This window comes from Flavobacterium urumqiense, assembly GCF_900108015.1.
Classification (GTDB): domain Bacteria; phylum Bacteroidota; class Bacteroidia; order Flavobacteriales; family Flavobacteriaceae; genus Flavobacterium; species Flavobacterium urumqiense.
In genome coordinates, this window is sequence record NZ_FNVP01000007.1 from 18662 (window position 1) to 31099 (window position 12438).

Below are 12438 nucleotides of genomic sequence, written 5' to 3' on the forward strand. Positions count from 1 at the left end.
GAAACTAAGATTAAAAAAAAAATAACGATAAAACACAAACCTGATTTTCATAAATATCCTCATTATTTCTCTTCAAGAAAAACACCATTCTTATCGGTTTTTAACCACTTGTTATTAATGGTACAATACCGCTTAATTATTTTTGCTGGAGACCCAACCGCAACACAATAATCAGGGATGTCTTTTGTGACTACTGAGTTTGCCCCTATAACACAGTTCTTCCCTATCTTAGCTCCAATGACACATACATTTTCTCCTAACCAAGAACCATCACCAATAACCACACTTCCAATCTGTTTTATAGGTTGGTGAATAATTGGAGTCAAAACATCTTCATATCCATGAAGATTATCTGAAATATAAACTTTATCTGCTGTTAAAACATTTTTACCTATATGCACACTCCTTAAAACAAATATATGATTCATATGGCCTAACACTGTCCCTGAATCAATTTGCAAATGCCCTTCCGGATGCCCTACTTGTAACCAAACTAAAGGGTTTATAATAACGGACTCATTAATACTAATTTTATTTAAACCTTTTATTTTTAATGGACAAACAATTCTTGACCCTGCACCCAAATTTTTTAAAAATGGTTTTAAGAGAATAGCCCACATTCTTCCAGAGAAAGAATTTTTTAAATCAAAAAAACTAATCATTTTTATAAAGTGTGTATTTACCCTTCGATTGGAAATAAATAAAATATCCGATCGATACTGTTATTATAAATACCAAATTTACATATGCGAAATTTGTCAGAGAACTTAATTTATTAAAATACAAAAAGGTATAACTAGATAACGATGTAGCTAAAGCACAAGAGTATATTATTATTTCTTCCTTATAATGTAAATTAGCATTCAAAACGAATGTTATTGGGTCCATCAATACAAATAAACATAAGCCCCAGAATATTATTTTAACATATGAAACACCACTTATGTGTTCTGGCAATAATTTTCCAACGAGAAATGGGAGTATAAAATAAGTACCAATAAACATTAATATTAAATATACTGACAATTCTAAATAATATAAACTAAATAATGAAAAAAAACTTTTTTTATCTCCTTGATTATTTCTAATTAACTTCATGTACTTAGGAAAATTGATACTCCCAAGTGCCGAAGGCACAACCATAAAAACGGTTGTATATAAAAAAACCAAGTAATATTCACCTAAGCTTTCGAGTCCTAAACTTACACCTATTACCCATCTTTCAACTTGTTGATTTATATAAAATAATATTCCGACCAAGAATGGAACAAAACCATATTTTGCAATCAATTTTAAATAAGGGATAGATTTTAAACTGATTTTAAATTTGAAGTCTTTGTTGAATATATAGGTAAGAATAATAAATGATGTGGGTTGTAAAGCTATGAGTGAGATTGCCCCATACAAAGGGTTTATATATAATACTGGAATACAAGTTAATGAAATAAGAACACTTAAAAATGTCATTAAACTTAAACGTTTATTCCTACCTAAGCCAACTTGTAAATTAGACCACCAATTTGCTAATAACGAGACAATACCTACAAATATTCCAATAATTAAAAATGAATTAAATCCATAAAACAAGCTAAAAACCGCACTACCTGCTATGATAAGCATAAACAATAGAGCTAGATAGCTAATCACCGCATTATTAATGTTTTTATATCTATTTTTTGAAAAAGACACTACTCGATATCCGCCAGTTATGCTGCCGATTTGTAAGAACCCTATAATCATAACTATTGATTGAAAAATGGCTATATTACCTAAATCACGTTTACTTAATAAATCCATAAAAAAATAGCTTTTTATAATGCCAACTGCTGAGCTAAACAATGTGGCACCTATGTAAGCGTACTTTTGCATATTCTCACTCATTACACAATTCTTTTTTCAATACCCATTCTAACATTATCTATATTTTCTTTCGTGTATAATATTGGATAGGGCCATGGATAACCTACATTTAAAATTGCAATCATCCTTGATAAAAAATCTTCCAAACCGTCTGATTTATTAAACGTTGTTAATCCTCTCAATAGATTATAAACTTCTTCGAATGTTGTACAATAATTTACGCCAGAATATGCATTATAGTAAACTTTACCAAATACAATTACAGGTTTATCAATACACATAGCTTCAAAACCAGCGGTACTAACGAGAGTGAAAATATAATTTGCCCTAATAATTACAATTGATGAAGATATATCTGCTTTTAAATATTTAACGTTCGGAAATCTTGTCTTAAGCTTTCTAAATTGTTTTTGCATTAAAAAACCCGCTTGTGCTGGATGTTCCTTGATCACTAACACCTGATCTTCTTTCATACATTTTAAAACATTTTCAATTAAAGCAAACTGATTATCACAAAACGGTGATAAATAAAACAAAGTTGCTTCTGGCTCAAAATGTAGTGGATAAAACACCACTTCAGTGTCCTTATTTATGTCTTCTAATTTATCGTAAGCATTTGATCTCAAAATATAATTAATGTAATAATTAATTTCATCAAAGAAGTAAGAAAAACTTTCGTAATAACAAATTTGCCTAATTGTTTTGTTTTTAACGTATAATGTTCTCAAAACCTGTATTGTTAGACTTTTAATTTTATTTAATAAATTACTTATATCTTTGCTTTTCCTCAATACTTTTATATGTGGATTCTCAACAGCACCAGATCGTATTTTATTTATATAATTTCTTGCAATTAGTTTATGCTCTTCTGTAGGCACTACAGAATTAAGTTGATCTTGTACTTCACTAGTATAAGGTGTTGTGTGAAAGAAAAATGAATTGTCAAAAGCAAATGCTCCAGTAGCTAGGTATTCTATCCCTCTTTTTTTTGCTTCAATAAGTAGTACTTCTGAGATTTCAAGAGCGACTACTTCATTCATGACATAACTTGGATTATATTTATCCATTATATTACCCCAAAATGACACGAGTTTTTTTAACACACTCAATCTTTGCTGATGAGTATAAGCTCTCAAAAAACGATCTGAACCTATTGAATATTCTAAATAAGGAAATGAAATATCTGCTTCTTGCAATTTTTCATATTCTTCCTCTAAGCAAGCAACAACTTTTCCTCCCTTACTTTCAACATTCTTCTTCTCCTTTTTATTTAATGTTACATGGATGGAATCAAATACTTCAGATTTTAAAGTAGGATAAAATTGCGATTGATAATCCCTAGAAAAAAACAGTATAATTGGTTTTGAACTATTCATAATTTGATTATAATTTACTTATCAACTCCTTTACTAATTAAAATATATTTATTTGTAGCATCAGTAGATCTTTTATTATTTGTTAGAATAAAATCTTTAAAATTTTCTGATAATTCTAACTTATTATTTGTCTTAAAACTATTCTCTAATTCAATTAAGTACTGATCAGTAAATTCCCATTCCCAACTCTCATTTCTTTGCCATAATTTTTTGTTTCTATGCTGATCAAGCATATAATAAAATCCGTTTTCTGCCATTCCTATCCAATTCAAAAACAAATCTAAATTCCTAGGTTTCTTGTAGATATAATTACGAACTAATTCTAAGCCTTGTTGCCTAGACATTCTTTTCAGTCTGATTTCTCTAGTAGCATGGTCTACCACCTTTCCATATCCGTGTTTTATAAACTTGATGTAATCATGGACGTCTGAATAATTATAACAATCAATATCATTATACGAATCAAAAGTTCTAGTTTGCTTAGTTGTTTCGTAATCGTATTTCTGAATCATTTGTTCGTGTTGCGCTTTTGTATCCCAGCGTATATAGTTATTTAAATAAATCCCACGTACGCCAACTCTTTCAATTTCCTTATCATCTGGATACTTATACTGAGTAATGTCTTGCTCTGTAATACCATCGAATTCGTCTATAAGACCCTCCGCTTCAACTCCCATTAGATCGTGTTCTTTTCGATACTTTCTGGTCATTTCTACTTCGTCTAAATGAGAAAACATCCCCACTTGATCAATACCTTGATGAGCTCCCCAAATAATTAAAGGAATTTTAAATTTCACTGCAATTTGAACAGGAAACACTGTTTGACCTGATAAACAATGCCAATAGATACTTCCCATTTTTCTAATACTTGCTCTTGTAATCTTTTTAACTGTTTCGGGACTCACAGTAAGCGTCATTATATCACAGTCGAATTTAATTCTAAGTTCTGCAAGATTTCTAACACCTACATCTGTATTATAATGTTTATTATAGGTAACTAGGAGTGGATTCATCCCTAGTTTATTTTTAATTAAATCAACAATAAAATAAGAATCTCTTGCTCCACTAACAGGAATAATACAATCGTAACTGTTGCCTGATTTATTTTTGTATAAGTCTAAAATTTCTTTTAACTTATTTTCACGCTTATTCCAATCTAATAAATCCTTTTCCTCGTGCACTCTGCAGCCACTACATATACCTTCATCATCTATAACTAAATTTAAAGGATGAGAACTAGAATACAAACATCTTGAACAAAATTCCATTATATAATCTCTTTTTCAATTTTTAAATACAACATACTTTCTAAAACATCATCCGCCTTCTTCTTTAGCCTTATGTCACTGTCAAACTCAGCATCTTTATAATCAGCAAAAGTTTCTAATCTTATATTTATTTCTTTATTAATTTTAGCTTTTGTGATGTTAACACTATGTTCAAAAAAGTTGAAGAAATTTGCTGCACTCGCTGCAGATACTTTTGTTTTTGAAAACACTTCAATAAAATCATTTGCGTTTTTAGCGCCACCAGCTGCAATAACTGGTATATTTACAACAGCACAAATTTCATTCATTAATTCTATATCGAAACCAAGATAACTACCATCTCTATCTACAGAATTTATTAATATCTCCCCTGCCCCTAACCTTTCTGCCTCTTTTGCAAAACTAAATACTTCAATATCTAAATGCTTACGCAAGATATAATCATATACTTTATATTTCCCATCAATTTTAATTGCATCTAGAGATACAACTACACATTGGTTGCCAAATATATGAGCGGCTTCTGTAATTAATGCTTTATTATGTATTGCTGCTTTATTTATAGAAATTTTATCAGCCCCACAATTCATTAACTCTCTTATTTGTTCTATATTAGAAACACCTCCTCCGACTGTTAATGGTACAAATCCTTTTTTTGAAACTTCTCTAATAACATCGAATTGTGGACCAGTATTGTTTTTAGTAGCAGAAATATCTATTAGAATTATTTCATCTACTCCCCATTGATTTAAAAATTCAATTGCAATGTCTGGTTTTCCTACGGGTAAGTATTTTTCAAAACCAATACTTTGTACAACAATTCCATCTCTAACAACTACCGTTGCGGCTATTCTTTTTTTAAGCATAATAACTAACTAATACTATTTATGAAATCTCTAAACATTTTCAGTCCATTATTGTGACTTTTTTCTGGATGAAATTGTACACCAAAAATATTGCCTTTTTGAACTGCTGCTGTTACTTTAATATCATAATCACAATATGCAATTACATTTTGTTCATCATAACAATCAAAATAAAAACTGTGATCAAAGTAGAAATTACTTAAATCAGTATTTTTAGTAAACAATGGGTCTTTAGATTTTATGATAACATCATTCCATCCAACGTGAGGAACTGAAAACTCTCTTGAAAGATTTAGCTTCTTCACCTCTCCTTTTATCCAGTTTAAGCCTTCATGTTTTCCATTTTCTTCAGAATAAGTAGCTAGTAATTGCATACCAACACAGATTCCAAGTATTGGTTTTTTTAGATCTAATACTTGATAATTTAGAATTTCAACTAAATTTCGTTTTTTTATATTTTGAATTGCTTCTTCAAAGGCTCCAACACCAGGAAGAATAAGAGCGTCCGCATTTTCAATATCATTAAAATCACATGATATTTTTACATTTTTGTATCCTAAAAACTTAATTGCATTTGCTACCGATTGAGTATTACCTACTCCATAATCAATAATTACAATTGATGGCTGTTTTATCATAATCCTATTCCCACATTAAATTTCGGTATCCATTTGCCATAACTATCTTTATAAAATAAATCTTTATTTACAGATTTATCTACGTGCTCCCAAAATTGATCTATTGTTATTTCGATGTAGTCACAAAAACTCCTTATATATTTTGGGGAACAATTACCATCATATTTTTTAACTAATTTAATTGCTTCATCCCTACTAATTTTGCCATTCCTGATATCTTCATTTACATAGTCAGTGATTCTACCGAAACCAAATTTGAGATATTTTATCATTTGATTCATTCCTACCCAATCCTCATCTAATGAAGTAATCCCTAATGGGTCACCAATTTCTGCTGGCGATTCATTTCTAATATCGAGACCTCGCAATACAGCAAAGTTTCCATTATCTACTAATGACCAATCTTTCCAAAAATACCCGAGAAAGGTGATGCGTAAATTTGCATTTTCCATTTCCTCTTCTGAAGGATATACATATTGCAATACATCTGTTTTTCTAATTTCATTGTCCAACAACCAAGTAATATCACCTCCGCCTAGCGTATTCATTTTTCTTAAATTATTGCCATCACTACCATTCTTACCCATTACATTTAGATCGCCCAGTTGCAGTGCTGCATTTTCACCCCACCAAATTAATGGTATCTGATATGCTATAGCCAAACGAGGCACACTACTAAACAATGCTAATTCCGTAGATTTTGCCCAATTTGTAAATTGAAAAAAACCTTTTCTCATAAGTTTCTTCCAAACAATTGGAGAGGGATTAATTGATATGCAGTCGAATCCATGTGAAATCATGTTAGCAACATTATCAACCCCTTTTTGTGTTACTTGATTCGGAGGGTAACTAAGTGTTACAAGTAACGGATTCATTTTCAACACATCTTTCACGAAAAATGCTTGGCGTGTGCTATCTTTTCCACCGCTAACTCCTATAATACAGTCGTAACCTGAATGGTTATTATTCTTCCCAAACTCAACTATTTGGTCAATTTCTTTTCTTCTCTCATCCCAATCTACCAATTGCAAACTCTCATGGTATCTACAAGGAGGACATATACCATATTCATCGAATTTAATTCCTGGACGAGTATCGGTTTGTAAACATTTTTCACAATACTTCATATCTTATTTAATATACCATATTCAACAATGTCGTAATAAATACCATTATTAAATATTGCTTCTTTTCTTATTCCTTCATTTATCATACCTAACTTTTCAGCTAATTTTTTCATTCCCGTATTATCTGAAGACGTACCGCAATGTATCCTGTGCAAATTCAAATTTTTAAATGCATGATCAATTAAAAGCTTTGACGCTTCATACATTACACCTTTGCCCCAATATTTTTTTTCGCCTAACATAAAAGCTATTTCAGCATTTCTATCTACCCAACTAATAGATTGCAAACTGATGTTTCCAATATGCTCATTCGTTTCATTGGTAATCACTGCACAAACTAAATTGTTTGAAGAATTTTGAGAATTTTTCACAAAATTCACCAACTTCTCTTGAGTCATTGGAAACCTACCATGAGAATTATATTTAGTTATTTCAGCATCGTTGAGCCAATATCCATAACGTCCAGTCACATCTTCAATTTTTAGAGGTCTCAATGATATCGAATCGCCCTTCAAAAATATTTCTTTGTTAAAATCAATCATTACTTAATAAATAATTTTTTAGTTGAATGTCGTTTACTATAGCCCCAATATTTAATTCTTTTATAGGATCGTTTTTAATTCCGAATGGTAAATATCTTAATATAGGCTTATCAAATAAATTTGCTTCAATTAAAAAGGAAGAGAAATATCCTATCACAACATCAGCGTAATATATGCATTCATTATTACTTACATTTTCGTTTAAAATTATAAAATCATCTGTGGCTTCTACAATTTTTTTAATAGATCCCTCATTTTGATTTGGGTGTAACTTAATTAAAATTTTCCAGCTTGTATTAACTATCTCTTTTTCAAATAAATTAACTAAATTAAAAGTCGCCATTATCTCATCAAATCCAAACACTGTCTTACCATTTACATTTGAAAGAGGATCTGGCGCATATACTAATAACTTATAGTTTTCATTTGGCAAACCTAATTCTATTAAAAAATCTTTTTTTGATTGATTAGGCATCCAATTTTTAATCTTTTGATGGTATGGATTACCTATTATTTCAATTATATATTCAGGAATACCTTGTTCAATTGCAATAGATTTTGCGCGATCATCGATGACTTGCAAAATTGTAGGTAAAAAAGTTTCATTTTGAAATTGAAATCTCTCTAATATAGAGGTCCAATGATCAACATAGGTACAAGATTTAATATTCCTTATTTTTGCTATTCTAAGAAATTCTTTTTCAATATTCGATTTGTAAGAGGTAGCTGTGTAAATCAGTTGTGGATTAAAATCATCAATTATTTGATCATATCCATCAACTACAATTTTCACGTCAACATTAAATTCATCGTAAAAAGAATAATTTCTATCACTTATAACTAAGTAATCTTTATCATTGTAGTTTTCGATTATAGAAAGTAATGGTTTGGCACCTCCTGGATCACTAAAAATAAATAGTGTTTTTTTGCTTTTAGTAGGCATTCAACGTCTTTAATTCGTCAATATTTTCAAATACTTTTGTAAATGCATCAACAACATCCATCATGTCTTTTTCAGTCATTCCAGGACGCATATATTCATGTGTAATAAGCTCGTGAAAATGCATTTGTTCTGCAACTTTACAAGTTCCTAACTCATAACTTGGTACATTTTTACAAAGTGCTGGATTAAAAGCCCAAGCTGCTTTTTTCTGATAAATAGGTTGTAAATACAGTGGCTTAACATAACCCGCGCCAATTAGAGGTGCTGTTTCTCTCAATACAGCTGAAGGAATTTCCGCTTTTAAAGCGTTTACAAACATATTACGGTCTACACCTGCAATTTCTTTGTTAAATTTGATTGGATATAAATAATAAGTATGAACAGAGTCTTCTGGTTGCTCATTTTGTATTGTTAAGGCATCAAACTTTGAAAGCTCTCTATTTAAAAATTTTACATTTTTCAAACGATCATCAATCAAACCTGGAAGTTTTTTCAATTGCTGAATTCCTATTGCGCTTTCAATTTCTGTCATTCTATAATTATAGCCAATCAGATTTGTCAAATCTTCAATCTCTCTTGGTTCTGTGATATTCTCCGCGTGATTTCTTATTAATTGACAACGATCTGCCAATAAATCATTATTTGTAGTTATTACACCACCTTCACCTGTGTGTATATGCTTATGATAATTCAAACTAAACACACCAATATCACCGATAGATCCTAAAAACTTACCTTTATATTTTCCCATAGGGGCTTGAGCACAATCTTCAATTACATATAAGTTGTGTTTTTTTGCAATTTTCATTATTTGGTCCATATCTGCCGGATGCCCAAAAATATGTACCACAATAATTGCTTTAGTTCTAGGTGTAATTTTAGATTCAATACTTATAGGATCCATACAAAAAGTAACTGGGTCGATATCTGCAAATACTGGAACACCTCCATAAACCAAAGGAGCTATTGCACTTGCTGACATTGTATATGGCGAAACAATTACTTCATCACCAGGTACAATCCCTATTGCACCCATTGACGTAAATAAACCTGATGTATTTGAATTCAAAGAAATGGCATACTTTACGCCAAAAGCTAGAGCCCAATTATTTTCAAATTCTTTAACTGTGGAACCGCCTAAAAAATCAGGATGCCATGCTCCTATAAACTGAGAGAGATTACCACTGTCTAGTACTTTATTTACTGCTTCTTTTTCCTCAGATCCAATAGTGTTATATGAAGGAAATAATTTTGTACGTATCGGTGTTCCTCCGTTAATTGCAAGTTTTGCCATTATCTATTATTTAATATTGTTAACATTGATTTATTTAATTTTACAGCTTCAAGAAAATTATCTTCAAGATTTGATGATTCATTTATCAAACTTATTGAATATTCAATAACGTGTTGCATATAATCCTTTATACAATCCGTTTTATTTAATGATTCTACTTTAAACAAAGGTTTTAGAAATTGAAATGAATCTTCTGATTGATAATAAAATATATCTTTCCCAGCATTTTGAATACTTATTCTTTGATGGGTAAAAAAAACATCTATTTCAAAAAAAGAAAAATAAACATTTGACAAGCCTTGTAAACTTAAATTCACCTCATCCCATAAAGCTTGTAGCGATAATGTTGGATCAGTATCAAAATGATCCTTCTCTCTATTATGAACTAAAATATTTTTTAGCTCTAGTGGTTTATTAAATAAGTACTGAATTAAATCAAAGGCATGGCTACTATTATTAATAAAGCCTCGTTGCGTTCTAATAGAGATATTTGTTAATTCCTCTTGTTTTAAAATTTCTTCAATAGAGTTCCTTAAACTTAGATATGCAGGCTGAAATCTTCTAAAATAATTTACAATCACTTTAGAATTTGATTTCTCGTAAGCATTAATTAAATGATCAATTTCGTCACTATCTGTAGAAATTGGTTTTTCACATATAATAACTTTTACATTATTCAATAAAGCTTTTTCAAGGTATTTTTTATGAGTAAAAGTCGGCGTACAAATGCTGATAATATCAAAATCCCCAAAGTTAATATTATCTATTACTGGAACTACTTTCGCCTTGTATTTATTAGCTACTTTTCGAACGAGATTTTCATCAATATCGAATAAATATAAATCTACTTTATACTGATTAAAAGCTTTGGCATGCGTTAATATTTCATCATTATCAAAATCATATAATGCTCCTATATTTCCGCAACCCAAAATCAATACTTTATACATTATCTATTTTTTTGTTTACTAAGTAGAAAAGTATATTTAATTTCGGCTAATTTCCAATCTTCTTCATTATCAATATCTTGCACCTCTGACTCTGGCATCTCATAAGGAACTGTAAAATCTGTAAATAGTTTGTTATCCTTTAGAAAACTTTCTGTCCTAAGAAAATAAAACTGGCCACTATCGTGATAAGAAGCTGGTAAATCTTGTGATCTAGTACTCATGTGTTCAGGCCAATTCATTCTTAGTGAATTATCTTCAATTTTAAATGATCTTTGAATTGGAAAACCAAAACGAACAACTGGAACAACAGATTTTGCCCCTGAACTGATTAACATTTCGTATGCATTTTTTAATTTATCAGCTGTTATAAATGGAGCTGTTGGGTAAATGCAGCAAACATATTCAAATTCAACTCCTATTTTTTTATAATCCCTCAAAACTTCGGAAATTACTTCTGCGGTTGTTGAAAAATCATTAGAAGACTCTGCAGATCTTATGAATGGAATTTTAGCACCCGCAGCTATTGCTACTTCTGCAATTTCTTGGTCATCAGTAGATACAATTACTTCATCAAAACAACTACAATCAATCGCAGATTGAATTGAATAATTAATTATAGGTTTACCAAGGAAATTTTTAATGTTTTTTCTTGGTATTCTTTTACTACCACCTCTTGCGGTAATGATTGCTAAACAGTTCTTCATTTTATACACCAATAATATTTTTCAACATTTTCTTTGATAGATCTGGACGTAAATTTGATGCAACCTCCAATAACTTACCCTGATTATTTTCAACTATTTTTAATGGCGAAACAAATGGTGTTGTCGAATTAAACGTAACAAAAATTGCATATCTGGGAATTTTACATCTACTACCATAATGATAACACATAGCTGGATCGACAAAAACAGTAGATCCGGCTTTACCGTAAAAATATTCTACTTCACCATTTTTTAATTCTTGTTGCATAATATTATCACTTATTCTACGAATAAAAAGTGACCATTTCATTTTTTTAGAATTCTCTTTGTTAAGAAAAACAAACGGGCCCTCTTCAACACTTGTTACATCATTTAAATAAGTGATAGAATGAAACGATTTTGTATCTCCAAAGTCCTTATGCCATTTCTGACTTTCTCTAAGTTCACCTGCTGTTGGCACGGAGTACAAAAGTTGAATACTATCTAGAATTATTTTACCTCCAAAATAATCAAGTGCTGCATCAAACACATCTTTTGAAAATGCGATTTTCATTATAGGATTATCAATGGTAATATCTTCATCTTTAATAAGATTTACAAAAGGTGCTCCTTTTGAACCTATTACAACATCTTTAATTCTTGACTCGTATATTTTTCTAATCTCATTTAAGATATTATCATCTATTTTAGGCCCATTACTAAATCCTTTTAAATTAATTTCCAGAGAGCTTGCAATTTTAGATTTTGCAGATGGAACCAAAAAATTCCCCCTATAATTCTTAAATAAAGATAAGTATCTAATTGCAATCAGATGCCACCTTATATAGATTAAATTACTCTTAATTGTTTTCATAATATAATTATTTAAAT

Annotated in this window: 13 protein-coding genes; all 13 read right to left on the reverse strand. The window is 30.2% G+C overall.

What is annotated here, in order from left to right; all coding sequences use genetic code 11:
• Nucleotides 1-62: 62 nt before the first annotated feature.
• Genes C4S35_RS16200 through C4S35_RS09555 form a run of 13 tightly spaced genes read right to left on the reverse strand, consistent with a single transcriptional unit; the run spans nt 63 to nt 12421 of the window.
• A complete protein-coding gene (locus tag C4S35_RS16200; protein WP_103999956.1) occupies nt 63-662 on the reverse strand; it encodes an acyltransferase in 600 nt (199 codons plus the stop codon).
• Complete coding sequence (locus C4S35_RS09500) at nt 655-1881, reverse strand: lipopolysaccharide biosynthesis protein (protein ID WP_103999957.1); 1227 nt, start codon at nt 1879-1881, stop codon at nt 655-657. The genes C4S35_RS16200 and C4S35_RS09500 overlap by 8 nt, the downstream gene beginning before the upstream one ends.
• Nucleotides 1881-3236 carry a capsular polysaccharide export protein, LipB/KpsS family gene (locus C4S35_RS09505; RefSeq protein WP_103999958.1) on the reverse strand — a complete coding sequence of 452 codons (1356 nt, stop codon included), beginning with the start codon at nt 3234-3236 and terminating at the stop codon, nt 1881-1883. Before C4S35_RS09505 ends, C4S35_RS09500 begins: the two co-directional genes overlap by 1 nt.
• 14 nt (nt 3237-3250) lie before the next feature.
• The gene (locus C4S35_RS09510; protein ID WP_103999959.1) at nt 3251-4504 is read right to left on the reverse strand and encodes an N-acetyl sugar amidotransferase; all 1254 of its coding nucleotides are present in this window, start codon (nt 4502-4504) and stop codon (nt 3251-3253) included.
• On the reverse strand, nt 4504-5370 hold the full coding sequence (gene hisF / locus C4S35_RS09515) for an imidazole glycerol phosphate synthase subunit HisF (protein ID WP_103999960.1): 867 nt from the start codon (nt 5368-5370) through the stop codon (nt 4504-4506). The genes C4S35_RS09510 and hisF overlap by 1 nt, the downstream gene beginning before the upstream one ends.
• Before the next feature lie 5 nt (nt 5371-5375).
• On the reverse strand, nt 5376-6008 hold the full coding sequence (hisH, locus tag C4S35_RS09520) for an imidazole glycerol phosphate synthase subunit HisH (RefSeq protein WP_103999961.1): 633 nt from the start codon (nt 6006-6008) through the stop codon (nt 5376-5378).
• Nucleotides 6005-7135 (reverse strand): N-acetyl sugar amidotransferase, encoded by a 1131-nt coding sequence (locus C4S35_RS09525; RefSeq protein WP_103999962.1) that lies wholly within the window; start codon nt 7133-7135, stop codon nt 6005-6007. Before C4S35_RS09525 ends, hisH begins: the two co-directional genes overlap by 4 nt.
• On the reverse strand, nt 7132-7677 hold the full coding sequence (locus C4S35_RS09530) for a GNAT family N-acetyltransferase (protein WP_103999963.1): 546 nt from the start codon (nt 7675-7677) through the stop codon (nt 7132-7134). Before C4S35_RS09530 ends, C4S35_RS09525 begins: the two co-directional genes overlap by 4 nt.
• Nucleotides 7670-8620 (reverse strand): CDP-glycerol glycerophosphotransferase family protein, encoded by a 951-nt coding sequence (locus C4S35_RS09535; protein WP_103999964.1) that lies wholly within the window; start codon nt 8618-8620, stop codon nt 7670-7672. The genes C4S35_RS09530 and C4S35_RS09535 overlap by 8 nt, the downstream gene beginning before the upstream one ends.
• The gene (locus C4S35_RS09540; protein ID WP_103999965.1) at nt 8610-9914 is read right to left on the reverse strand and encodes a DegT/DnrJ/EryC1/StrS family aminotransferase; all 1305 of its coding nucleotides are present in this window, start codon (nt 9912-9914) and stop codon (nt 8610-8612) included. Before C4S35_RS09540 ends, C4S35_RS09535 begins: the two co-directional genes overlap by 11 nt.
• A complete protein-coding gene (locus C4S35_RS09545) occupies nt 9914-10864 on the reverse strand; it encodes a Gfo/Idh/MocA family protein (protein ID WP_103999966.1) in 951 nt (316 codons plus the stop codon). The genes C4S35_RS09540 and C4S35_RS09545 overlap by 1 nt, the downstream gene beginning before the upstream one ends.
• Nucleotides 10864-11568: a pseudaminic acid cytidylyltransferase gene (pseF, locus tag C4S35_RS09550; protein WP_103999967.1), complete on the reverse strand. Its 705-nt coding sequence runs from the start codon at nt 11566-11568 to the stop codon at nt 10864-10866. The genes C4S35_RS09545 and pseF overlap by 1 nt, the downstream gene beginning before the upstream one ends.
• 1 nt (nt 11569) lies before the next feature.
• Nucleotides 11570-12421, reverse strand: a complete 852-nt coding sequence (locus C4S35_RS09555; protein ID WP_103999968.1) for a hypothetical protein — start codon at nt 12419-12421, stop codon at nt 11570-11572.
• Nucleotides 12422-12438: the final 17 nt, after the last annotated feature.